The organism is Streptomyces sp. NBC_00234 (genome assembly GCF_036195325.1).
GTDB lineage: Bacteria > Actinomycetota > Actinomycetes > Streptomycetales > Streptomycetaceae > Streptomyces.
On the sequence record NZ_CP108101.1, the window covers coordinates 6,644,683 to 6,668,976 of the forward strand.

Annotated in this window: 18 protein-coding genes; 6 read left to right on the forward strand and 12 right to left on the reverse strand. The window is 70.9% G+C overall.

The window, feature by feature from the left end; genetic code table 11:
• Nucleotides 1-17 precede the first annotated feature (17 nt).
• On the reverse strand, nt 18-4,382 hold the full coding sequence (locus tag OG230_RS29230) for a golvesin C-terminal-like domain-containing protein (protein WP_328906722.1): 4,365 nt from the start codon (nt 4,380-4,382) through the stop codon (nt 18-20).
• Between the two features lie 1,129 nt (nt 4,383-5,511).
• Here OG230_RS29230 and OG230_RS29235 point away from each other — a divergent pair.
• Complete coding sequence (locus OG230_RS29235) at nt 5,512-6,513, forward strand: TIGR03842 family LLM class F420-dependent oxidoreductase (RefSeq protein ID WP_328906723.1); 1,002 nt, start codon at nt 5,512-5,514, stop codon at nt 6,511-6,513.
• A 92-nt stretch (nt 6,514-6,605) separates the two neighbouring features.
• Nucleotides 6,606-8,150: an NCS1 family nucleobase:cation symporter-1 gene (locus OG230_RS29240; protein ID WP_328906724.1), complete on the forward strand. Its 1,545-nt coding sequence runs from the start codon at nt 6,606-6,608 to the stop codon at nt 8,148-8,150.
• Here OG230_RS29240 and OG230_RS29245 read toward each other — a convergent pair.
• The 3 genes from OG230_RS29245 to OG230_RS29255 all read right to left on the reverse strand — a co-directional run bounded on the left by OG230_RS29245 (nt 8,113) and on the right by OG230_RS29255 (nt 10,524).
• Nucleotides 8,113-8,874 (reverse strand): hypothetical protein, encoded by a 762-nt coding sequence (locus OG230_RS29245; RefSeq protein WP_328906725.1) that lies wholly within the window; start codon nt 8,872-8,874, stop codon nt 8,113-8,115. The two genes, OG230_RS29240 and OG230_RS29245, sit on opposite strands and share 38 nt — an antisense overlap.
• Nucleotides 8,875-8,971: 97 nt before the next feature.
• The gene (locus OG230_RS29250) at nt 8,972-9,856 is read right to left on the reverse strand and encodes a nucleotidyl transferase AbiEii/AbiGii toxin family protein (protein WP_328906726.1); all 885 of its coding nucleotides are present in this window, start codon (nt 9,854-9,856) and stop codon (nt 8,972-8,974) included.
• Entirely contained in the window at nt 9,853-10,524 is a 672-nt protein-coding gene (locus tag OG230_RS29255; protein ID WP_328906727.1) for a hypothetical protein, read from the reverse strand. Before OG230_RS29255 ends, OG230_RS29250 begins: the two co-directional genes overlap by 4 nt.
• Nucleotides 10,525-10,832: 308 nt before the next feature.
• Here OG230_RS29255 and OG230_RS29260 point away from each other — a divergent pair, with 308 nt between their 5' ends.
• The gene (locus OG230_RS29260) at nt 10,833-12,263 is read left to right on the forward strand and encodes an amidase (protein WP_328906728.1); all 1,431 of its coding nucleotides are present in this window, start codon (nt 10,833-10,835) and stop codon (nt 12,261-12,263) included.
• Here OG230_RS29260 and OG230_RS29265 read toward each other — a convergent pair.
• Nucleotides 12,256-13,257, reverse strand: a complete 1,002-nt coding sequence (locus OG230_RS29265; RefSeq protein WP_328906729.1) for a carboxymuconolactone decarboxylase family protein — start codon at nt 13,255-13,257, stop codon at nt 12,256-12,258. The genes OG230_RS29260 and OG230_RS29265 overlap by 8 nt on opposite strands.
• Nucleotides 13,258-13,425: 168 nt before the next feature.
• On the opposite strand from OG230_RS29265, the gene OG230_RS29270 reads away from it, so the two are divergent.
• The 3 genes from OG230_RS29270 (at nt 13,426) to OG230_RS29280 (ending at nt 17,574) form a co-directional block, all read left to right on the forward strand.
• Nucleotides 13,426-14,580, forward strand: coding sequence for a sensor histidine kinase (locus OG230_RS29270; RefSeq protein WP_328906730.1), 1,155 nt, complete (start codon nt 13,426-13,428; stop codon nt 14,578-14,580).
• Complete coding sequence (locus OG230_RS29275) at nt 14,577-15,251, forward strand: response regulator transcription factor (RefSeq protein ID WP_328906731.1); 675 nt, start codon at nt 14,577-14,579, stop codon at nt 15,249-15,251. Before OG230_RS29270 ends, OG230_RS29275 begins: the two co-directional genes overlap by 4 nt.
• Nucleotides 15,252-15,351: 100 nt before the next feature.
• Nucleotides 15,352-17,574: an NADP-dependent isocitrate dehydrogenase gene (locus OG230_RS29280; protein WP_328906732.1), complete on the forward strand. Its 2,223-nt coding sequence runs from the start codon at nt 15,352-15,354 to the stop codon at nt 17,572-17,574.
• Between the two features lie 98 nt (nt 17,575-17,672).
• Here the strand turns inward: OG230_RS29280 and OG230_RS29285 are convergent, their stop codons facing one another.
• From OG230_RS29285 to OG230_RS29315, 7 genes are all read right to left on the reverse strand, one after another.
• Nucleotides 17,673-19,022, reverse strand: a complete 1,350-nt coding sequence (locus OG230_RS29285; RefSeq protein WP_328906733.1) for an amidohydrolase family protein — start codon at nt 19,020-19,022, stop codon at nt 17,673-17,675.
• 191 nt (nt 19,023-19,213) lie between these two features.
• Nucleotides 19,214-19,912 (reverse strand): GntR family transcriptional regulator, encoded by a 699-nt coding sequence (locus OG230_RS29290; protein ID WP_328906734.1) that lies wholly within the window; start codon nt 19,910-19,912, stop codon nt 19,214-19,216.
• A gap of 77 nt (nt 19,913-19,989) precedes the next feature.
• Nucleotides 19,990-21,054, reverse strand: coding sequence for a lipoate--protein ligase family protein (locus OG230_RS29295; RefSeq protein ID WP_328906735.1), 1,065 nt, complete (start codon nt 21,052-21,054; stop codon nt 19,990-19,992).
• 75 nt (nt 21,055-21,129) lie between these two features.
• On the reverse strand, nt 21,130-21,774 hold the full coding sequence (locus tag OG230_RS29300) for a CoA transferase subunit B (RefSeq protein WP_328906736.1): 645 nt from the start codon (nt 21,772-21,774) through the stop codon (nt 21,130-21,132).
• On the reverse strand, nt 21,771-22,526 hold the full coding sequence (locus OG230_RS29305; RefSeq protein WP_328906737.1) for a CoA transferase subunit A: 756 nt from the start codon (nt 22,524-22,526) through the stop codon (nt 21,771-21,773). The genes OG230_RS29300 and OG230_RS29305 overlap by 4 nt, the downstream gene beginning before the upstream one ends.
• Before the next feature lie 19 nt (nt 22,527-22,545).
• Entirely contained in the window at nt 22,546-23,298 is a 753-nt protein-coding gene (locus OG230_RS29310) for an SDR family NAD(P)-dependent oxidoreductase (protein ID WP_328906738.1), read from the reverse strand.
• Entirely contained in the window at nt 23,295-24,266 is a 972-nt protein-coding gene (locus OG230_RS29315; protein ID WP_328906739.1) for a fumarylacetoacetate hydrolase family protein, read from the reverse strand. The genes OG230_RS29310 and OG230_RS29315 overlap by 4 nt, the downstream gene beginning before the upstream one ends.
• Nucleotides 24,267-24,294: the final 28 nt, after the last annotated feature.

A 24,294-nucleotide genomic window follows, 5' to 3' on the forward strand; every position in this document is an offset into this window, starting at 1 on the left:
CTCATGATGCCGTGCTGTCAGGGAAGCCTGACCTGGCAGAAGGTGTTCGGGTCACAGCCTTCGAACCCGGGCACTTCCACGTAGTAGGCGTCGTTGTCGGCAAGACGCACCTTCGGGCTCCATCGCCCGAGGGCTCCTCCTTCTTCCGTGTTCTGGCTCAGCGGAATGTTGCCGCGCCCGCACACCTCCGTCCAGGTGGGAACTCCCTCGCGGTCGTCGATGTACAGATTCCAGCCGGTGGTGGGCTCGTCCACCGCGTAGAACTGCGCACACTGCGAACCGGACGTGATGCCCGGCATCTGCCCACCGCTCTCACGCGAGGCCGCGAACGGGTACTCGTCGCAGCTGGGGGTGTCCGTATCCGGATGCTTCACGAACTTGGCGATCGCCAGGCGGCACATCGCGTCGCGATTGTCCTTCTGCGCGGTCTTGCTCTTCAGACGGTGCAGCGGCTTCTTGTGCTGCTTGCTTCCCGGGTGCGACGGCAGCTTCTGCATGAGCGTCCAGTACAGGGCGGCAGCCGCGGGGTGCTCCTGTGTGTTCACCGCGAACGACGGGGTGAACTCCGGGAACACACAGCCCGGTAGCTTGCCGGAGAACTCGTTGTCGCACCGGATGTCGAGCGACTTCGGCGCGTCGTGGTCGAAGCCCATGGTCGGGGCGCCGTCGATGGTGCCGGAGAAGGTCCAGTGGAGGTGGTTGCGGCTGGCTCCGGTGCTCAGGGACCACTCGGTCGTGGCCGTCGCGGTGGCCTTGTGCTTGTCGGCCGCGCTGATCCAGGCCGGCGTTCCGGTCCAGTTCGGCAACGCGGACCCGCAGTCGGGACCGCAGTAGAACTGGATGTTGACGCCGTACTTCTTGGACGCCATGTAGGGGTCGACCTTGGTCGGCGTCAGCGAGACGGTCTGGGTGATCGTCTTCGCGTTGACCGAGAGGTCGATCTGGTGCCGGTACTCCAGGTACGCCTTTCCGAGCGTCACACCGTCCTTGATCACACCGATGGTGAACTCGTCGAGGATGCACGCCTCGAAGCGGTCACGGGTGATCTGCGGCGGACCCGTGAACGCGCAGGCCGCGTTCTCCCCCGGGGTTACGGCCGCGGCGGCCGAAGACGAAGCCGCTGCCTTCCCGGATGCCCCGGGCTTCGCTGCCGACCCGGATTTCCCGAAGGTGAAGCAGACCTGGTCGTATTCCTTGCCGGAGACGTCCTGACACTTCGAGCCGCCGTCCGCGGTCCGCAGGCCCGACAGGGCCCCCACGGCCGGGAAGAAGGCGGGGAGCGTCTCGGGCGCGTCGGGGATCTCCGGGTCGGGTGCGCCCGGGACGGGGTCCGGGAAGCCCACTCCCTCGAACCCGTCCCAGTCACCCGGAACGAACGCCACCGCGTCGAAGGCGATGTCCTCGTCGCCCGTCCCGTCCGAGGTGACCGTGTTGAGCCGCACCTCGGGCACGTTGTTGAACCGGAAGGCCCCGAGCGACACCCAGCGGTTGGAGCTGCCGGGCTGCGAGATCTTCACGTACTTCGAGCCGGAGCCCGTCTTGATCTCGTACGTGGCGTACTTCGTGTGGGCACCGTGATCGGGCAGGTGAACCATGACCTTGGCCTGGCTCTTGAGTTCCTGGTTCAGCTTCCAGATGCCCTCGGCCTTGAGACGCATTCCCTTCTCGTCGGCCATGCGGGTGTGGCCGAAGTAGAAGTGGCCGCCGAAACCGGCTCCGAGCTGGTGCAGGTCCACCTTGGACGGATACGTCGACTCGGTCCCGTTGTTCGAGAAATCGAACGAGAAGGTGCCCGAGTTGGTCCAGGAGTTCGTGCAACCGGGGCGGACCACCGGCGTTCCCTGGGGCAGGTCGTCCACGATGAGCGCGTTCGAAGGGAGCCCGCTGGTGGTGCAGTTCGGCGGGTACGCGGTTCCGTCGGCCTCCTCCGGATAGGTGTCGTTGAAGCGGTGGAACTCGTTGCCGCAGCTGTAGGAGCAGTCGGTCTTCCACTGCACCGACTGGTGCCACCAGCATTTCGAGTCCGCACGGGTGCAGGGACCGGTGGTCTCACTGGCGTTGGAGGCGCTGTCGGAGATCTTCGCCGGGTCGCACTCGTTGTACGGACCGCAGAAGAGGTCCTCCGGCGGCTTCAGCTGGGCGCGGTTCTGCTTGGCACTGCCCTTGACCGTGGAGTCGCCTTCCGTGCCGTTCCACCAGGCCGCGCGGAACGCGGGGACCAGGTTTCCGGGGGACTCGAGGAACGACGGCGGATGGGCCGCGAAGCCCAGGACCTTCTCGGGGTAGGGCCAGTGCTGCGGACGGGCCGCGGTCGAGGCGTCCTCGTTGCCCCGGCTGTCCTCCATGAACGGGGTGCGTCCGGCGTCCCACTCGGGGTTCGCGGGGTTGTTGGCCCAGCCCACGCCCCACGGCTCGTTGCCGTTGACGTTCTCGTAGAAGCCGGAGTTGTAGGCCCACAGCGCGAAGAACCAGTTCTCCAGGCGCTTGGGGTCACCGTCGTGGACCTCCACACCGGCGCGCTTGGCCTGGTTCCACTTCTCCACCAGGATCTGGAGACCGCCCGCGATGTTGGCCGTGTAGTCCAGAGCGACCGCACGCTGCTTCTGGTAGTCCCAGGCGGCGCCGCCGTGACCGTCCTCGCGTCCGGCCATCCGCATGTGGTCGGTGACCTGCGTGATGCCGTAGCCGCAGTCCGCCTCGGCGAAGTCGACATCCCAGTCGTTGGCGGAGTCGCCGTCGTACAGGTCGATGCCGTAGTAGTTGCCGATCAGCGGGTTCGCCGTGACACCGGGGACGGCGACGCGTGCCGCCTGCCACATGTTCGATTCCTGCGTCGTGATGCCGAGCAGGATCTGTGCCGGGACCCGGCCGCCGCCCTCGAGCACGGGGTTGGGGAAGAGGGTCTGCGGCTGGTACGCCGGCATACCCAGGTTCTTCCAGTTGGCGGCACGCGAGATGTGCTTGTTGAGACCGCCCACGATGGCCTGGTCGACGGCCCACTCGACCTGGCGCGGCTTGGGCTGCATGGCCTGGTTGCGCGGGTCGTTGCGCGGCACCGAGCATGTGCGCTCGGACTCGACGATCTCCGTCGGCGAACTGGCTGCCGCGGCGAGCCGGCCCGCGGACGACGTCTCGCCGGACTTCTTCGCCACGCGCTTCTCGCTACCGCCGGCGCGCAGGCGCAGGGAGGGCTTGAGCCCCTCCGCCCACTGCTTCGACTTGGCCTTGAGAGGCTTGACGGTGAAGCGGGCCTCCTTGCCGGTGTCGCGCACGGTGGTGGTGATGCTGACCGACCGCGCATCGGTGGCTGCCTGGGGATGCAGGAAGGACGGCGAGCCCTTCCCGTCCGCCCAGGTGGTGTGCTCGACGACGGCTTCGGCCCGCGTGGAGACCACGGCGTCCTTGGAGGACTTCGCCAGTCGGGTGACTCCCGAGGGCAGCGTCCGGACCTGGGCGACCTCGCCCGTGATGTAGACCTGCCGGCCCGCACGGGTCAGGCCCGCCTTGGACAGCTTGGCCCGGCCGATGACGTCCGCCTTGCCGGGCCCTGCCGTGCCGGAGAGGTGCTTGACGAAGGTGTTCGCCTCGGTCTTCTTCGTCTTCCGGGCCTGGCGGTCCAGGAAGACCACACCGCCCTTCGCGTCCGGCGTGATCCGGTACGGCGTCCCCGACGTACGGGTGAGGACCTTCTTGCCGCCCTTCGCGCCGACCGAGACCAGCTGCGAGCCGAAGGCGGCGACGATGCTGCCCCCACTGCCCGCCACGGCCGAGGTGACCTGCCCCTTGGTCAGAACCGGCGCGGACAGCTTGCCCGTGACGGTGTCCAGGGTCGTCAGGCGGGTGCTGGTCTTGTCCTCACCCATCGACTGGGTGAGAACCGCGGTCTCGCCCGCGCCGCAGCCCGGGTTGTAGTACGAGAGGGACGTGGTCAGGCCCAGCTTGGTCACGCTGCCGGTGGCCAGTTCCACCACAGCGGTGAAGCCGCCCCTCGCCATCAGCTTGGGGTTGTTGGTGAACGTGCGCGGCGCGTACACGACGACAGCGCGCTTGCCCGAAGCGGTCAGACAGGCGTTGCCGATCCAGGAGTCGGCGTCGAAGCCGGGTTCGGAGAGCGAGGCCGTGGTCTCCCAGGCGTAGCCGTCCTTCTCACGGGCCGTCAGGATGTGGAATCCCTGGGCGTCCCCTGTCGTCGTCCAGGCCGTATCGCCGGACTTCTTCCAGTCCTTGCCGAGCACCTCCGGGCGCTCGGCCGCGGGGACCTGGGGTGGCGGCACCGTGGATGCCGCCGCTGTCCGCGTACTGCCGTCGCCGATCGGGGCGTCGGCCTGGGCGGAAATCTGGATCATTCCGGTGAGCACGACGGTGGCGACCGCCACGGCCATAGGTGCTCTTAATCTCCGATTCGGTATCACATCACGCTTTCTTGACAAGCCCTTCCCGGAACAGGAAGGGAAATCCATGGGGGGTTATATCGGGTCGGCACCACATCAGTGCCGCCTCGAATGGGACGACACCGGGCGCGAGGTTCCCCGATGCCGTGACAGAGCTCGGCCGATCCGGTCCGCTGTCTTGATCGCCTTGGCGTTGTGTGCCTTTTCGCTCGACAGTCCGGAGTGGTTCCCGGCGTTCGGCTGCCGCTGAATGCGTGGTTCCGCGGAGGACCGCCGTATCGGCGGGGCATGGCCGCGGAGGTGTGGCCGGACGAGGAGTGATGTGCCGTCCTGGGGGGCTCCGGGGTCAGTCGGAGACCTTCTGTGCGGCTGCTCGTCGGGGTCTTCGTCGGCCGGGAGGCCGACGTCGCCCGCATTGCGTCATGGCCCTGACAAAACCTGGGAAAGGTGGAAAAAAGTCGACCTACTGCAGTTCTTGGACTCGGTTCCGATGTCCGCAGCCGCAGTGGCCGCAATTCTTGCGCGCACCTTGTGACCCCCCAGTCAGGTAACGTCGATCCATTGTCGCGGCGGTGAATTCACTTCCCGTTCAACGCGACTGAATACGTGGTCCGGACCATACCTGATCATGCAGATCGGCTGTCAACTGCTTTTTTCCGTTGAGAACTAAGTGGCAATCAGCACGAGAGGGGGCGAATGTCCGGATGGCGGCGTCACGCGCAGGGTGCCGCCCATGCCGACGGATGAGCAGGGGCACCGTGGGAGGGCCTCTTCCCAAGGCCCGGGAAGCGGTCCAGGATTGTCCCCCCGCGACTCGCGTTCCGGGCGTCGTCGCACAAGGTCCGGCATGGCCTGATGTGGAAGGATCTGCCGGAGTACGTCTCTCAAGGGCAGCGCCCGCAGAGCCTCTGTCAGCGTGCCCTTGAGTACCTGAAGACCGGAGCTTGGGAGAGGGCGGTATGCGCACGGGGCGACTGCGACGGCGCACCGGTCCCACCCCTCGTACGTTCCTCCCGCGCGATGAACCCGTCGTCGGGGGACGGACGTTCACCGGCCGTGCCGGGCACGGCACGCACACCCTCCGCGCCACCTGTCAGTACCTGGACTAGGAGCACCTGTCATGGACTTCGGCCTCGTCCTCCAGACCGACCCGCCCGCCTCGGCCGTCGTCGGACTCATGCGCCGCGCCGAACGCAACGGCTTCCGCTACGGCTGGACCTTCGACTCGACGGTGCTCTGGCAGGAGCCCTTCGTCATCTACAGCCGGATTCTGGACCACACCGACCACCTCATCGTCGGCCCGATGGTCACCAATCCCTCCACCCGTACGTGGGAGGTCACCGCCTCCACCTTCGCCACCCTCAACGAGATGTACGGCAACCGGACGGTGTGCGGCATCGGCCGGGGCGACTCGGCGATGCGGGTCGCCGGCCGCAGACCCAACACGCTGGCCCGCCTCGGCGAATCGATCGACGTCATCCGCGACCTCGCCGAGGGGCGCGAGGCCACCGTCGACGGGCAGCCCATCCGGATCCCCTGGGTCAAGGACGGGAAGCTGCCGGTCTGGATGGGGGCGTACGGCCCCAAGGCGCTCGCCCTGGCCGGGCAGAAGGCCGACGGGTTCATCCTCCAGCTCGCCGACCCGTTCCTCACCGAGTGGATGGTCAAGGCCGTACGGCAGGCGGCGGCGGACGCCGGCCGCGACCCGGACGCCCTCACCGTCTGCGTCGCCGCGCCCGCCTACGTGAGCGACGACCTGGACCACGCACGCGAGCAGTGCCGGTGGTTCGGCGGCATGGTCGGCAACCACGTCGCCGACCTCGTCGCCCGCTACGGCGAGCACTCGGGACTGGTGCCCGAGGCCCTCACCGCGTACATCGCCGGGCGGTCCGGTTACGACTACAGCCACCACGGCCGCACCGGGAACCCGGACACGGCCTTCGTGCCCGACGAGATCGTCGACCGGTTCTGTCTGCTGGGGCCGGCCGAGGCGCACATCGAGAAGCTGCGGGTCCTGCGGGACCTGGGCGTCGACCAGTTCGCCGTCTACAACATGCACGACGCACGCGAGGCGACCATCGACGCCTACGGCTCCGAGATCATCCCCGCCCTGTCCGACTGACCCGTCCGACCGACCCCTCCGCACCTGAGGGCGCACCACCCGCGTCTCCCCGCCCGCACGGCATCCGTTCCCGAGCGAAGGGTTCAGCCGCCATGACATCGACCGTCCCATCAGCACCCCGGAAGGACCGGATACCCGACCCGTCGGGCCGCGTCGAGCTGGCCCCCGGCGCCGTCCCCGACGACCCCCGTTTCGTCAACGAGGACCTGCTGCCCGTCCCGCTCGAACGGCGCCGCTGGACGACGTACAACTTCGCCGCCCTCTGGGTCGGCATGGCGCACAACATCCCGTCCTGGCTGCTCGCCTCCGGGCTCGTCGCCCTGGGGATGGACTGGAAACAGGCCGTCCTCACGATCGCGCTCGCCAACGTGATCGTCCTCGCGCCGATGCTGCTCACCGGCCATGCCGGGCCCAAGTACGGCATTCCCTTCCCGGTGCTGGCCCGCGCCTCGTTCGGGCTGCGCGGCGCCAATCTGCCCGCCCTGATCCGGGCGGCCGTGGCCTGCGCCTGGTTCGGCATCCAGACCTGGATCGGCGGCGTCGGCATCTTCACGCTGCTCGGCAAGATCTTCGGCGGCTGGGCGAGCGCCGCCGAGGTCGCCGGCCAGCCGTGGACCCTGTGGCTCTGCTTCGCGCTCTTCTGGGTGCTCGAACTCGCCATCATCTACCGGGGAATGGACACCCTGCGGCGCTTCGAGAACTGGGCGGCGCCGTTCGTCATCGTCGGCGCCGTGGCCCTGCTGGTGTGGATCGCGGTCAAGGCGGGCGGCTTCGGGCCGCTGCTCGACCAGCCGTCCGCGCTCGGCTGGGGCAAGGAGTTCTGGCCGGTCTTCTTCCCCTCGCTGATGGGCATGATCGCGTTCTGGTCGACGCTCTCGCTGAACATCCCCGACTTCACCCGCTTCGGCGCGGGCCAGCGCGCCCAGATCTGGGGCCAGTCGCTCGGACTGCCGACGACCATGACGTTCTTCGCGCTGCTGTCCGTCTTCGTGACCTCGGGCTCGCAGGCGGTGTACGGGGCGCCCGTCTGGGACCCGGTCCAGCTCGTCGCGAAGACCGACAACGTCTTCGGGCTGCTCTTCGGCCTCGTCACGGTCCTGATCGCGACGATCTCGGTGAACATCGCGGCGAACGTCGTGTCACCCGCGTACGACCTGGCGAATCTGGCGCCGAAGTTCATCACCTTCCGCACCGGTGCGCTGATCACCGGCGTCATCGGTGTCCTGATCATGCCGTGGAAGCTGACCGAGACCCCCGAGCTGTACATCTTCACCTGGCTCGGTCTGGTCGGAGGGCTGCTCGGCACGGTCGCCGGCATCCTGATCGCCGACTACTGGATCATCCGCCGCACCGTCCTGGACCTGGCCGACCTCTACCGCCCCGGCGGTCGCTACTGGTACACCAACGGCTGGAACTGGCGCGCGGTCGCCGCCTTCGCCGTCGGCGGCGTGCTGGCGGTGGGCGGCTCCCATTCGGCCCCGGGCAAGGGGCCCTTCCCCGCCGACGGGCTCATCCCGTTCCTGAAACCGCTCGCGGACTACGGCTGGGCGGTCGGGCTGGCCTCCTCGCTGGTCCTCTACACCCTGCTCGCCGCAGGGCTCAGACCGGAGCGGGGGTCCGGCCCAGCAGAGCGGTGACGTCGACCGTCTCGTCCTCGGAGGGCGTGGCCGTGGGTACGGGCTTGTCGAAGCCGGAGAAGCCCACGACCGCGTCCGCCGACGGACCCTGCACGGTCAGGCGCACGGGATAGGGCTTGCCCTCCGTGGCCACGTACAGCGTCACCTTCTCCTTGCCCTCGGTCCTGGTGAGCGGGATGACATCGGTGCCGCGGACGGTCGTCTTCGTGCCCTTGGTGAGCGTCCCGTGCGACGTGTCCGCGTTGTCGGTGAGCAACTCGCGGAAGGTGTCCAGGTCACATGCCTGGGTGACGCTCAGCAGCCGCGGGTCGTCGGCCTCGCCCTTCATGTACCGGCCGTCGAGGATCGCTTCGAAGGTCGTCCCGCCGATCGGCACCTGGTTCTTCCAGAAGTCCGAATCCGGCTTCAGCCACACCGCGTTGCCGCGTTTGACGACCTCGACCGCTCCCTTGTCGTCGCCGAGATCCACGCTGCCACGGCAGTTCCCGTCCCGGTCCAGGGTGAGGTCCACGGTCATCGGGGGCCTGCCCTCGCCGAGGTCGCCCGTGGAGGTCAGGCGCAGGGAATCGACGCTCAGCAGGGCGTCACGGGTGCGGTCGGCGATCTGCTGGGCGGGGAGCGACTCGATGTCGTCGTCCGCCACGGCCACCGCACTTCCCGTGACCGTGAGGACGGCCACCGCCGCGCCCGCCGCCAGACGGGCCGCCATACGCTGTCCGGTCACGTCGCCTCCTTTGAAAGGCCCTGGTCAGGGCCGTGCTCAGGCGTGCGATCCGTGCCTTCGAGGGTACGCCGGCCCGGGACGGGACGCGCGGCGGACCTCACGGCCGGCCGGCTGCCTCCGCGAAGAGCCGGACGAGCGCCCGCTCCAGCCGTGCGGCCGTCTTCTCCGCGTCGCCGTCCACCCAGGGGTGAGCGGCGTGGAAGGGCTCCCAGTCCACGTCGATGTGGGGGACCGATTGCGGGGTGAACCAGTTCCCCGTCTCCTCCTTCAGGAATCGGAGGTGGACGGGGGTGAGGGAGGTCGGCGGGTGCTCGGCCAGCAGCATCGCGTCGTACAGATCCTTCGCCGCGCCCCGCCCTTCGGTGTCCCAGTCCTCGACGAGCCACATCAGCTTCCAGACGAGCGAGAGCCCGGGGCTCGCGGCGGATATCGCCGTGGACGGTCCGCCGTCGCCGCGCGGGCAGTCGAGCCGTACCGGCGCCTCGGGCATCTCCTCGTCGTACGCGAAGTCCATGCGCATCACGCCCGCCGGCAGGCCTTCGGCCTCCCACGGGATCAGGAGGCGAATGCCGTCCGTCTGGTACTCCCGGACCGTCCACTCGACGTCCTGCGTCACCGCGGAGGGGTCGATCCGGATGCCGTCGGGCAGTGCGGGACCGGTCCGCAGGGCCTCCACGACCTTCTCGTGGACTTCCAGGGTGCCCAGCACGACCCAGTCCAGATCGCCGGGTTCCCGCGCGGCCTCGCCCACCCACACCTGGACCGGGAGGCTGCCCCGCAGCACCACGCCCGCTCCCCACGGGGCCCCGGCGACCAAACGCAGCATGTGGTCCTGCACCGCCCTGTGGGCGGCCCGCCAGCGGGGGGCGAGCGCCGGGTCCGCGAAGACCGGTTCGCCGGGAGCGGCACGGTCGAACGGACTCTTCGGCAGCCCCGCGGTGGAGGTGTTCTCCCCGGTCGTGTTCCACCCGGACGCGTTCATACGGACACCTCTTCGCGCTCCTCTATCCAGCCCGCGTCCACCGCGGGGCAGTCGTCGTACACCACGAACTCCTCCTCGACCTCCACCGCGTCCAGCGCGGCGGCGGACAGCGCGGCCAGCAGCGCGTCGAGACGGGCCCGCGCCTCGGGTCGTCCCACGGCCCGGCAGCGCTGCGTCACGAACCGCTCGTGCCGCCCCCGGAACGCGCGGCGGGCGTTGCGCGAGAGGTGCGCCCCGTGCGGCCCGGCCACGGCCCGGGCCGCCGCGACCTGGTCCTCGCCGGACAGGACCAGCTTGACGTGGTGCTCGAAGTGGCAGCCCGGCAGCACCTCCTCCAGCTCGCGCGCCGCGTCGGGGGTGGCCGGCACGTCCCCGTTCCACGGAGCCGCCTCGATCTTCACCCGGACCACCGGGAAGCCCGCCGCCTCCAGCTCGGCCCGGAGCCGGCCCGCCGCCGCCCGCTGCCCGGACAGCGTGCCCCGGCCGCGCTCCGTCAGCATCGGCTGCTCGGGAACCGCGCCGCGGTCCAGGACGATGAGGGTCGGTTTGAGCCCCCTGTCGACGGCCCAGAGCCGCAGTCGTTCCGTCTCCTCCGCCGTGCCGCCGGGTCCGGAGACCGGACGCACCGTCAGGTGCGTCTCGAACTCCCCCTCGAACTCCGGTCCCACAGACCCCACCGTTCCTTTCGTTCACGTGTCGCCCGAATCTAGTTCGTGTCCGCAAAGTCTCGTCTGGCCGGCGGCGTCTGGCACGCACTCTCGCGGCGTTGCCGAAATGCCCGAGTAGCTCCGCTACAAGGGCACTCCGGCGCCTTGCGAGAGCACGCACCAGGCGCCGCCGGCCCCACCCTTCGGGTGGACGACGATACTTTGCGGACACTCCCTAGCAACCGGCACTGACAGTCCGGCCGAATGCTTGAGCCGGGCCGCCCGCACTGATTACTCTCCGGTAAGTCGATACGAGGAGGCGTCGGACCATGTCCTCAGCAGACGTGAGCGGCCTGGCGGAGAGCGCACGCCGCCTCGCGGACGGTCTGACCACGTCGGCCGGACTGGTCGCCGAGGCACTCGCCCGCATCGAGGCGACGCAGCCCACCCTCAACGCCTTCCGGCACCTGCGCCCCGAGGCCGCGCTCGCCGAGGCCGAAGAGGCCGACCGCAGGCTCGCGGCGGGGGAGCGGCTGCCTCTCCTCGGTGTGCCGGTCGCCGTGAAGGACGACACCGATATCGCGGGCATGCCCACCTACTTCGGCTGCGACGGCGACCTGCCACCGGCCACCTCCGACAGCGAGGCGGTCCGCAGGCTGCGGGCCGCCGGGGCAATCGTCGTCGGCAAGACGAACTCCTGCGAACTGGGCCAGTGGCCCTTCACCGAGGGCCCCGCCTTCGGTGCCACCCGCAATCCCTGGAACACCGCCCACACGCCGGGCGGTTCGTCCGGCGGATCCGCAGCCGCCGTCGCCGCCGGACTCGTCCCCGCCGCGCTCGGTTCGGACGGCGCGGGCTCCGTACGCATCCCCGCCGCCTGGACCCACCTCGTCGGCATCAAACCGCAACGCGGCCGGATCTCCGTGCACCCCTGGAGCGACGCCTTCCAGGGCCTCACCGTCAACGGCCCCCTCGCCCGTACCGTCGCCGACGCCGCCCTCCTGCTGGACGCCGTCGCCGGAGCGCATCCCGACGACCCGCACCGTCCACCGGCCGTCGGCGCGTCGGCCGCGGCCCGCCGCGACCCGGGCAGGCTGCGCATCGCCGTGGCCTTCCGGCCCCCGCTCACCCTCACGCGCGCGGCCCCGCACCCCGAGGTCCGCCGGGCCGTCTCCGCACTCGCCGAGACCCTGGCCCGCCTGGGCCACCACGTCGAGGAGGCCCGGCCCCGCTACGGGCTGATCGGCCTCTCCTTCGTCCCGCGCGCCACGGCCGGAATCGCCGAACTCGCCGCACTCCACCCGGAACCCGCGCTCCTCGATCCGCGCACCCGCAGCGCCCTGCGCACCGGTACCCGCCTCGGCGGCCGGGTGGTACGGGCGGCCCGGGCCCGCGAGGTGCGCCAGCACCGGCGGATCGGCGCCCTCTTCGACACGCCCGGTTCCGGGTTCGACGTCCTGCTCACCCCGACGACCGCCGCGCCCCCGCCGCGCATCGGCGCGTTCGACCGCCTGAGCGCCTGGCGCACCGATCTCGCGATGGCGACGGCCTGTCCGTACGCCTGGCCGTGGAACGTCCTCGGCTGGCCCGGGATCAGCGTGCCGGCCGGCTTCACCGGCGACGGCCTCCCCATCGGCGCCCAGCTCCTGGGCCCCTCCCGCAGTGAGGAGAGACTCATCTCGCTCGCCGCCCAACTGGAGGCCGACCGCCGCTGGTTCGAGCACCGGCCGCCGGTCCCGGACGCGCCCCGGCTCAGGTAGGGCGACGGTCGCCGATTGCGAGCCCCTTCGCACGCGCGGGCAGGTTCGCCTCGACGCGCTCGACGGCACAGATCGCGCCGAAGGCGATCAGATGGACGAGGCAGTGATCGGTGAAAGGCGGTACGTGCCAGGCCGCCACGTCCTCGTCGGTGATCCGGTAGGGGGCGCGGGCCGCGAGCAGCGCGAGGCGGGCGCCGGGCCGCTCCGCCCGGTCCGGCAGCTCCGCGCCGAGCGGAAGGGGCGTGATGCCGTCCCAGGCGGCCACCGACTCCCGTACGAACGCCGCTTCCTCGTCGCTCAGCAGGCCCGCACCCAGGTGCGCGGCCGTGCGCAGCGCACCGAACGCCGTGCCGACCGGCGTGCCCGCGGCCCAGGCGGGCTCGGGGCCCTCCGTTTCGAGCAGCGCGAGGCTCGCGCCGGGCCGCAGCTCCCGGCGCACCGTACGGGCCAGGGAACGGCCGGCGGCGCTCCGCACCAGCCGGTACTTCTGGGCGCCCCCGGGCAGCATGTCCTCGGTCAGCAGGGACGACACGACGCGGTTGACGAAGTGGAAGGCGAGCGCGGTGCCGATCTGCTCGGGCGCGTGCTCCACCGGGAACGGCTGCGGCGTGCTCAGATCCTTTCCCCAGGCGAGCAGTTCGCGGTGCCCGGCGTCATCGGGCAGGCCGCCCGTGCCGATCGTCTCGGCCAGTCGGTGATCGCCCGTGGCATGGAGCAGCACGGTGTGCGCGACCACGCAGAACGGACACCGGTTGGCGAGCGACACCCCGGCCGCCACCACCTCCTTGTCCGTACGGGAGACGTGTCCGGCCAGCAGGGACTCGCGGACCAGGGCCCACGTCGCGCCGAGCAGGGGAGGGGAGGCGGACAGGACGACGAAGGTCGAGGCGCGTTCGATCCCGAAGTCGGTGGCCAGTTGGGCGTACACGTCGGCGACCACTCCGGTCGCGGACCTGGGCGGCTGGGGCGAGGTGTAGCGGAAGTGTCCGGTCATGACGACGATGGTCAGGCCCGGACCCGGCCCCGGTCGTCGTACACCGGAAGGCAATCGGCGCTGCGCCGGACCGACGTCAGGGGGCCGCGACTACTCCGCGGGGAGTAGCGCGGAGCCGGTCTCCCAGGATGACGCGCCGTGCACCGCAACGGAGTTAGGGTGCGGCACATGCAGGGGGACATCGGCCGGCGGACACAGCTGCTGGACGCGGCACTGGCCGCGGTGATCGGCACGGCGGTCGCTCTCGCGGCCGTCGCCGCCTCCGCGCCCGGCGTCCTGGACCTGGTGCTCGTCGCGGCCGGTTCGCTCGCGCTGGCGGGACACCGCAGTGCCCCGCGCACCGTGCTCGCGGTCACCACCCTCTGCATGTTCCTGTACGTGCTCCACGCGCACCCCGGCACCTGGGCGGCCTTCCCCGTGCTGGCCGCCGTACACGCGGCGGCGCGCAGCGGGCACCGGGCGCAGGGGGTCGTGGCGGGCGGCCTGTTCCTCCTCGGCTACGTCGCCGTCCTGCTCGCCACCGTGCCGGACACCCGGGACACCGTCGAGCGGAGCCTGCTCCTGCTCGGCTGGTTCCTCTGCGCGGGAGTCACCGGCCTCATCGACAAGAACTGGCAGGCGTACCTGCGCCAGACCGAACAGCGCGCCCTCGACGCCGAACGCACCCGGGACGAGACGGCGCTGCGCCGGGCCGGCGAGGAGCGGCTGCGCATCGCCCGCGAGCTCCACGACTCCCTCACCCACTCCATCTCCATCGTGAAGCTCCAGGCCGGGGTCGCCGTCCACCTCGCCCGCAAGCGCGGCGCCGAGGTGGAACCCGCGCTCCTCGCGATCCAGGAGGCGAGCGGCGAGGCGATGCGGGAGCTGCGCGCCACGCTGGAGGTCCTGCGCACGGACACGGAGGAGCCGGGTTCGGGCCTCGACCGCATCGGCGAGCTGGCCGAGCGGGCCCGCGCGGCGGGCATCGCGCTCGCCGTCACGGCCGACGGCGAGGCCCGGCCCCTGCCCGCGGACGTGGACCGGGCCGCGTACCGCATCGTGCAGGAGGCCCTCACCAACGTGGCGCGCCACGCCGACCGGGCCGGCACCACCGTCCGGCTCACCTACACGGACCGCAGCCTCGTCGTCGCGGTGGACGACCGGGGACCGTGCCTGCCGGGCGACACCCTCACCCCGGGCACCGGGCTGACCGGCATGCGTGAACGTGTCACCGCCCTCGGCGGCACTCTCGTCGTCGCGCCCCGGAAACACGGCGGCCTCTCGGTGCGTGCCGAGCTCCCGTTCGCGGGTGCGGCAGCGGCCGGGCGGGCGGTCATCCGATGAGCCGGGACCCGGTCCGGGTGGTCGTCGTCGACGACCAGGCCCTGATGCGGGCCGGATTCCGGGCCCTGCTGGACGCGGAGGAGGACATCGAGGTCGTCGGCGAGGCCGCGGACGGCCGTGAAGGCGTGGAGCTAGCCCGCCGCACCACTCCGGACGTCGCGCTGATCGACGTACAGATGCCGGTGATGACCGGCATCGAGGCCACCCGCGAGATCGCCGCCGACCCCCGGCTGGCCGGTGTGCACGTCGTGATCCTCACCAACTACGGACTCGACGAGTACGTCTTCGACGCGCTGCGGGCCGGCGCCGCCGGATTCCTCCTGAAGGACACCGAACCCGCCGAGCTGCTGCAGGCGGTCAAGGTCGCCGCGCGCGGCGACGCCCTGCTCTCGCCCGCCATCACGCGCCGTCTGATCGGCGAGTTCGTCGCCAGGCCCCCCGACCGTGCGAGCGCCCCCGGCCTGGAGATCCTGACGCGCCGGGAGCGCGAGGTCACCGCTCTCGCGGCCCGTGGACTGAGCAACGAGGAGATCGCCGCCCACATGGTCGTCAGTCCCTTCACCGCCAAGACGCACGTCAGCCGCGCCATGATCAAGCTAGGGGCCCGTGACAGGGCCCAGCTGGTCGTCTTCGCGTACGAGGCCGGGCTCGTCGAGCCCCGCCGCAGATGACGGCTCCGGGCGGGAACGGGGGCGGGGCCCTGTGGAGAGGGGACCGGCCACGAGATATCTTGATGTCAAGCAATGTTGCAGACGTGGAGCGGAGCACCCGGTGACTGACTCGACCATCATCTATACGCACACCGACGAGGCCCCTGCGCTGGCGACGTATTCGTTCCTGCCCGTCGTCGAGGCGTACGCCTCGACGGCCGGTGTCGCGGTGGAGAGCCGTGACATCTCCCTGGCGGGCCGGATCATCGCCAGCTTCCCGGAGCACCTCGAAGCCGGCCAGCGTATCGATGACGCACTCGCCGAGCTCGGCGAGCTGGCCAAGACTCCCGGCGCCAACATCATCAAGCTGCCGAACGTCTCGGCCTCGATCCCGCAGCTGAAGGCCGCGATCGCCGAGCTGCAGGCGCAGGGCTACGCGCTTCCGGACTACCCGGACGACCCGAAGAGCGACGAGGACAAGGACGTCCGCGCGCGCTACGACAAGATCAAGGGCAGCGCGGTCAACCCCGTCCTGCGCGAGGGCAACTCCGACCGCCGCGCCCCCGCCTCGGTCAAGAACTACGCCAAGGCGCACCCGCACCGCATGGGCGCCTGGACGGCCGACTCGAAGACGAACGTCGCCACCATGGGCGTCGACGACTTCCGGTCCACCGAGAAGTCCGTCGTCGTGACCGAGCCCGGCACCCTGCGCATCGAGCTCGTGGGCGACGACGGCACCACCACCGTCCTGCGCGAGTCGGTACCCGTGCTCGCGGGCGAGATCATCGACGCCGCCGTGATGCGCGAGGCCGCGCTGCGTGAGTTCTTCACCGCGCAGATCGCCCGCGCCAAGGCCGAGGGCGTGCTCTTCTCGGTGCACCTCAAGGCCACGATGATGAAGGTCTCCGACCCGATCATCTTCGGTCACGTGGTGCGCGCGTTCTTCCCGAAGACCTTCGCCAAGTACGGCGACGTGCTCGTCGCTGCCGGCCTGACCCCGAACGACGGTCTCGGCGGCATCCTCAAGGGCCTGGACTCGGTCCCTCAGGTGGGCGACGAGATCAAGGCGTCCTTCGAGGCCGAGCTCGCCGAGGGCCCCGCCCTCGCGATGGTCGACTCCGACAAGGGCATCACCAACCTGCACGTCCCCAGCGACGTCATCGTCGACGCCTCCATGCCGGCCATGATCCGCACCTCCGGTCACATGTGGGGCCCGGACGGCCAGGAGCACGACACCCTCGCCGTGCTGCCGGACAGCAGCTACGCGGGCGTCTACCAGGTCGTGATCGACGACTGCCGTGCGAACGGCGCCTTCGACCCGTCCACGATGGGCTCGGTGTCCAACGTCGGCCTGATGGCGCAGAAGGCCGAGGAGTACGGCAGCCACGACAAGACCTTCGAGGTCCCCGTCACGGGTACCGTGCGGGTCGTCGACGCGGCGGGCAACGCCGTGCTGGAGCAGGCCGTGGGCGCCGGTGACATCTTCCGGATGTGCCAGGCCAAGGACCTGCCGATCCAGGACTGGGTCAAGCTCGCCGTCACCCGCGCCCGCGCGACCGGCAACCCGGCCGTGTTCTGGCTCGACGAGGACCGCGCGCACGACGCGAAGCTCATCGAGAAGGTCAGGACGTACCTGGCCGACCACGACACCGACGGTCTGCAGATCGAGATCATGTCGCCGGTGAAGGCCACCGCCTTCTCCCTGGAGCGCATCCGTCGCGGCGAGGACACCGTCTCCGTCACGGGCAACGTGCTCCGTGACTACCTCACCGACCTCTTCCCGATCCTCGAGCTGGGCACGAGCGCGAAGATGCTCTCCGTGGTCCCGCTCATGAACGGTGGCGGTCTGTTCGAGACGGGCGCCGGCGGCTCCGCCCCGAAGCACGTCCAGCAGCTCGTCAAGGAGAACTACCTGCGCTGGGACAGCCTCGGCGAGTTCTTCGCCCTCGCGGCCAGCTTCGAGTTCCTCGCGACGAGCACGGGCAACGCCCGCGCCCAGGTCCTCGCGGACACCCTGGACCGTGCGACCGGCACCTTCCTCAACGAGGACAAGTCGCCGAGCCGCAAGCTCGGTGGCATCGACAACCGCGGCAGCCACTTCTACCTGGCCCTGTACTGGGCCCAGGAGCTGGCGCAGCAGACCGACGACGCCAAGCTCGCCGAGGCGTTCGCGCCGCTCGCCAAGACGCTGGCCGAGCAGGAGCAGACCATCGTCGACGAGCTGATCGCGGTGCAGGGCTCGCCGGTCGACATCGGCGGCTACTACCAGCCCGACCCGGCCAAGGCGGCTGCCGCGATGCGCCCGTCGGCCACGTTCAACCAGGCCATCGCCACACTCGGCTGATCCGAGGGCGACTGCCCGCACACCGTTCCGCCCCGGCCGGCTTCGTGCCCGGCCGGGGCGGTTCCGTGTCTGCGGGCGGAATCGGCCCGGGAGAGTCCCTAGTCCAGGAACTTCCCGTCGCGGGCCACGACGGCCCCGCCGTGCACGACCATGTCCCGCTGGGGCATGTCCACGACGACCTGGGGCAGGCACTCGGCCCGTACGAGGACGAAGTCGGCCGGTGCGCCGGGTCCGAAGTCCGCGTGCGGGAGGTGCATGACGTCCGCGCCGCCGTGGGTCGCGACGCGGTAGCACTCCTGCAGCTCCTCGTCGAGGCGTACGTCCGTCACCCACCCGAGCAGATGCGCGCGGTGCAGCATGTCGGCGTTGCCGAACGGGCTCCAGGAGTCGCGCACACCGTCGGAGCCGAGCCCGACCCGCACCCCGTACTCGCGCAGCCGCGTGATCGGCAGGACCAGGGAGTCGGACGGCGCCACCGTGGTCAGGGCGATGTCCAGGTCGCCGAGGTCGGCGGCCACGGCGCCGAGGTCACGGTCCGACAGGCCCGGCAGGCAGAACACGTGGCTGACGGTGACCTTGCCCGCCAGGGACAGGGCGCGCGTGCGGTCGATGATGCCGCGCATGGCCTTCAGCCCCGTCTCGCCGCGGTCGTGCAGGTGGATGTCCACCCCGACGCCGTGGCGGTCCGCGATACCGAAGACCAGGTCGAGCTGCTCGTCGAGGGCCTTGTCGAAGCCGATCGGGTCGATGCCGCCGATCATGTCGATGGTCCCCGCGCGCGCCGCCTCCTCCAGCAGCTCCGCCGTGCCGGGGGTACGGACGACGCCGTGCTGGGGGAAGGCCACGATCTGGACGTCGAGGGCGTGGCTCAGCCGCTCACGGGCCTCGGCCACGCCTTCGACCCCGGCCAGGCCGTAGGCCGGGGCCACGTCGGCGTGGGCGCGCATCGCCCGGGTACCGCGCGCCACGGCGTGGGACATCAGGCCGTACGCGCGCTCCGCGACGGGGCGGCGCTGGCTGTGGAACAGCTCCACGTCCTGGGCGACGTAGTCGGCGATGCCGTTCGCCGGGCGCCGCGTCACCCAGGAGCCGCCCCAGGTCGTCTTGTCGGGGTGGATGTGCGCGTCCACGAGGGACGGGAGCGCGATCCGGCCGCCGCCGTCGACGACCTTCGCGCCGCGGGGAGCCGGACCGGCGACGACGCGGCCGTCGACGACCACGAGGTCCGTGGCCTTCGCCGCGCCGAACGGGCGTACGTCGCGGAAGACGACGGCCCCGGTACGGCTCCCCGCCGTGCCGGACGCGGCGGCTTCCACGGGCCCGGTCGTGGCCCGGGCCGGTGCGTGGGCCTGGGCGGGCGCGGCGGCCGTCGCGGCCGTGGTGCCGGCGAGGGCGGCGGCGCCGGCCAGCATCGTGCGGCGGGAGAGCGAGGGCGGGGACGGCTGCATGAGGACTCCTTCGGCGGGGCGGGGCGGCGTGCGGGCCGCGTCAGTACCTCGCCATTTTGTATACCAGCGCCGAGCATGCAGGCAAGGGAATCAAGCCGGCGATGCAAAAGGCCAGGAGAGGTCGGCTGATCTTGCGGGCGGAAGCGCCTGTCTCAAGTCTTGGTATACAAAGGCTGGATTCCGGGGAGGAGTCAGTCGGTGCCGAAGAGGGAGCGCAGGGCGACGGTCCTGCTGTCCCGGACGTGCAGCAGCGTGCTCGCCGCCGCGGCCTCCGCGTCGCCGTTGGTGATGTGCCGGTACATCTCGGCGTGCTGGGCCCTCATGTGCGCGGGCTCCTCGCGCAGACCGAACAGCAGCCGGAGCTGCCAGCTCAGCTGTTCCATGGTCCGCGCGAGCAGCGGATTGCCCGACATGGCCACGACGCCCTCGTGGAACGCCGTGTGGGCGGCCACCTCGCGCGTCCCCTCGTCCTCCTCCGCCGCCGACTCGGCCTGGCGGAGCGTCGCCGCGAGGGCGTCCACCCCCTCCGCGTCGCCCGCGGCCACCGCCCGCGCCGCGAGCCGCGACGCCTGGACCGCGAGGGGTTCCCACACCTCGTACAGGTGCTCCACATCGGTGCGGTCGAGGCGGCGCACACGTACGCCGCTGTGCGGGAGCAGCTCGAGGAGCCCCTCGGTGACGAGTCCGCGCAGCGCCTCCCGCACCGGTACGCGGGACATGCTGAGCTCCTCGGCGACCTCCCGCTCCACGAGACGGGCGCCCTGGGCGTACCGCCGGTCGACGATGCGGCGCAGGACGGCCTCGCGCGCCTGCGCGCTGAGCGAGGCCGGTGCGGGTGCGCGCGAGCCGCCGTCCGTGCCGGTCGAACCGGTCCTGCTGCTGTCCGCCACGGTTTCCGTCCTCTTCCGTCCTGCGTGCCCCGGGCGAGGATATGCGCCGCGCCCCGGCGGGCGCGTGCCGACGACGGCTACGGCACCCGCGCCGTCCACTCCGCCGTGCCGAACTTCGTGCGTACGAGCTCTTCCGCCCGCGCCAGTTCCTCCGCGGTCACCGCGCCCCGGCCGAGACCGTGGCGCTTCCGGAAGGACTCGATCATGTGGTCGATGACGGCGGCGCGCGGGAGCCCCGTCTGCCGGCGCAGCGGGTCGACGCGCTTCTTGGCGCTCTTCGTCCCCTTGTCGGACATCTTCTCCCTGCCGATGCGCAGGACGTCGAGCATCTTGTCGACGTCGATGTCGTAGGACATCGTCACGTGGTGCAGTACGGCACCGGGCCCGCCATCCGGGCCCACCACGCGCTTCTGGGCCGCTCCCGCGATCTTGCCGACGTCGGTCGCGATGTCGTTGAGGGGCTGGTACCAGGCTTTGATGCCCATGTCGCCGAGCGCTTCGAGGACCCAGTCGTCGAGGTAGGCGTAGCTGTCGGCGAACGAGAGGCCGGAGACCAGGGACTGCGGCACGGCGAGCGAGTACGTGATGGTGCTGCTCGGCTCGGCGAACATGGCCCCGCCCCCGGAGATGCGGCGGACGACGGATACGCCGTGCCGCTCGGTGCCGGCGGGGTTGACCTCGTTGCGCAGGGACTGGAAGCTGCCGATGATCACGGCGGGGGAGTCCCACTCCCAGACCCGGAGGGTCGGCGGCCTGCGTCCCGCGGCGACCTCGGCGGTGATGACCTCGTCGAGTGCCATGTGCAGGGCCGGGGACTGCGGGGCGTCGTGGATGAGCTGCCAGTCGTAGTCGCTCCACTCGGTGGCCTGCGCGAGAGCCCGCCGCACCGCGACAGCCACGCCCTCCGCCGACAGTCCGAACATCACCGTCGACGGGGGCAGTGCCGCCTCGATCCGGGCGGCGAGCCCGGCGGTGTCGGTGTTCGCGGGCGCGCCCTCCAGCGCCGCGTCGATGGCGAGGATGGCCTCGTCGGGTTCGAGGAAGAAGTCACCGGCCACGCGCACCTGGCGCAGCGCCCCGCCCTCGACCTCCAGATCGACCACGACGAGCTTGCCGCCGGGGACCTTGTACTCACCGTGCACAGCCGTGCCTCCGCGTCCGCCCGATCCTTCTCTGCGAATCGGTTCCGACGGGACATAACCCCGTTCCGGTGCGGATTAATCCATACATTCCGCGGTGCGCACCGGGGCGCCGGTACGCGCCACGAGTTCGTCGAAGGAGACGCCCGGTGCCGTCTCGACGAGGGCGAAGCCCGCGGGGGTGATGTCGAGGACACCGAGATCGGTGATGACGCGGTGCACGCACGACGCGCCGGTCAGCGGGAGCGAGCAGGCGTCGACCAGTTTCGCCGAGCCGTCCTTGGCGGTGTGCTCCATGAGGACGACGACACGGCGCGCTCCGTGGACGAGGTCCATGGCGCCGCCCATGCCCTTGATCATCTTCCCGGGGACCGACCAGTTCGCGAGGTCACCGTGCCGGGACACCTGCATGGCACCCAGGACGGCGGTGTCGATGTGCCCTCCGCGGATCATGCCGAAGGAGAGGGCGGAGTCGAAGAAGCTGGCGCCCGGCACCACGGTGACCGTCTCCTTGCCCGCGTTGATCAGATCGGGATCGACCTCGTCGGCGGCGGGGTAGGGGCCCGTGCCCAGGATGCCGTTCTCCGAATGCAGCACGACGTGGACGCCGGGGGCGAGGTGACCGGGTATCAGCGTGGGCAGGCCGATGCCGAGGTTCACGTACGAACCGTCGGTGAGTTCGGCCGCCGCGCGGGCGGCCATCTGGCCGCGGGTCCAGCTCATGGGCGTACGGTCCTCTTCTCGATGCGCTTGTCGGCGGCCTGGTCGGGCGTCAGGAGCACCACGCGCTGGACGAAGATGCCCGGCAGGTGGATGTCGTCCGGGAGAAGCTCGCCCGGCTCGACCAGCTCCTCCACCTCGGCGATGGTGATCCGCCCGGCCATGGCGGCCAGGGGGTTGAAGTTGGCGGACGCCTTGCGGAAGACGAGGTTGCCGTGCCGGTCGCCGCGCCAGGCCCGTACGAGGGCGAAGTCCGTGGTGATGGCGTGCTCCAGCAGATGACCGCGCCCCGCGAAGGTGCGTGTCTCCTTCGCGGGAGAGGCGACCGCCGTGGCGCCGTCGGCCGCGTAACGCCAGGGCAGACCGCCCATGGCGACCTGGGTGCCGACGCCGGCCGGTGTGTAGAAGGCGGGGATGCCCGCACCGCCGGCCCGCAGCCGTTCGGCGAGCGTGCCCTGCGGTACGAGTTCCACTTCGAGTTCACCGGCGAGGTACTGGCGGGCGAACTCCTTGTTCTCGCCGACGTACGAGCCGGTCACCCGCGTGATGCGCCGGTCCGCCAGCAGCACGCCGAGACCGAGTCCGTCGGTACCGCAGTTGTTGGACACCACCCGCAGTCCGCCGGTGCCCTGCGCGTGCAGGGCGTCGATGAGGGTGGTGGGAACCCCGCTGAGACCGAACCCGCCGACGGCGAGGGAGGCCCCCTCGGGGATGTCGGCGACCGCTGCTGCCGCGCCGGGACTGACCTTGTTCATGGGGAGGGTTCCTCTCGGCTCACCGGTCGGCCGGTTGCAGGGCGTCGGAAAGGGACTTCACACCCCCGTGGGCGGTCAGGCCGCCGTCCACGGGGATCTCGGCTCCGGTGACGAAGGACGCCTCGTCGGAGAGGAGGAAGACCACGAGCGGACTCACCTCGTCCACGGATCCGGTGCGGCCGAGCGGGGTCTCGCGGATGTTCGACTCGCGGAAGACCGGTGCGGCCGAAGCCGTCATCTCCGTCTCGATGAAGCCCGGATGGATGGTGTTCACCCGGATTCCGCGCGGTCCGAGCTCCGTCGCGGCGGCCTTCGACAGACCGCGCAGCGCCCACTTGCTCGCGGTGTACGCGACCGGGTAGTGCCCGGTCAGGGCGGCGGAGGAGCCCACGTTGACGATCGAGGCGCCGGGCCGCATCAGGGGTGTCAGATGCTGGATGCCCAGGAGCGGGCCGGTGACGTTGACGGCGTGCACCCGCTCGAAGTCCTCCGGACGGACCTCGTCGAGACGTGCGCGCCAGGTGATACCGGCGTTGTTGACCAGCCCGTGGACCTGCCCCCACGACGTCCGGAGCTCCGCGGCCAGCGCGGCCCAGTCCGCGGGCGAGGTGACGTCCAGCAGCCGGCAGCCCTCGGCAGGCGTCACATCGGTGGCGACGACCTGAGCTCCTTCGCGGGCCAGGGCCGCTGCCTCGGCCGCACCCTGCCCGCGCGCGGCGCCGGTCACGACGACGACCTTGCCCCGCAGCCGGCCGCTGCCGGGCGCGGTCACGGCCGGTCCCGGGGGCGACGGCGGGCGGCGGGAACGGGTACGGGTTCGCTGCCCGCGACGACGGTGTTCGAGACGCTGCCGATCCCTTCGACGGTGAGGGTGACGGTGTCCCCGCACACGAGCGGCGGCGGTGTCCGTTCCCCGCGCCGGCCCCAGAGCTCGGCCAGGCAACCGCCGTTGCCGCAGGTGCCGGACCCGAGTACGTCACCGGGGACGACCCGGCTGCCCCGGGACGCGTAGGCGGTCATCTCCTCGAAGGTCCAGCTCATGTGGGACAGCAGGTCACTGCCGACCACCTCCCCGTTGACCTCGGCGGTCAGCGCGAGACGCAGGAAGCCCTCGGGATCCCGGTACGGCTCCAGTTCGTCGGCGGTCACCAGCCAGGGGCCGAGCGTCGATGCGGTGTCCTTGCCCTTGCAGGGGCCGAGACCCACCCGCATCTCCGCCGACTGGATGTCGCGGGCGGACCAGTCGTTGAAGACGGTGTACCCGATGATGTGGTCGCGTGCGCGCTCCGGGGAGAGGTCGCTGCCCTCGCGGCCGATGACCGCGGCGACCTCCAGTTCGAAGTCCAGCGCGGCCGAACCGGGCGGCACGGGGATGCCGTCGTGCGCTCCGTAGATCGCGTGGGGGTTGGTGAAGTAGAAGGTCGGTGCCGCGTACCACTGCTCGGGAACACCGGATTCGCCGCTGACGGACCGGCGTACCCCTTCCACGTGTTCCTCGAAGGTGACGAAGTCCCGGATGGCCGCCGGCCGCAGCGGCGGCAGGAGGCGTACCTCGGACACGTGCGGCCCGGCGGGGGCGTCGAGGGCGGCGTGTCCGACGTCCAGCAGGGACGGCAGGCCGTCACCGGAACGGATCAGATCGTCCAGGGAACGGTGGCCCGGAAGGGGATGGAGGGTGCCGTCGTCCTCGACGACGGCCGCACGGTGCTGACGGCGGTACTCGTAGGCGGCGAAGCGCATGAAGACTCCTGAACGGGACGGGGCCGGG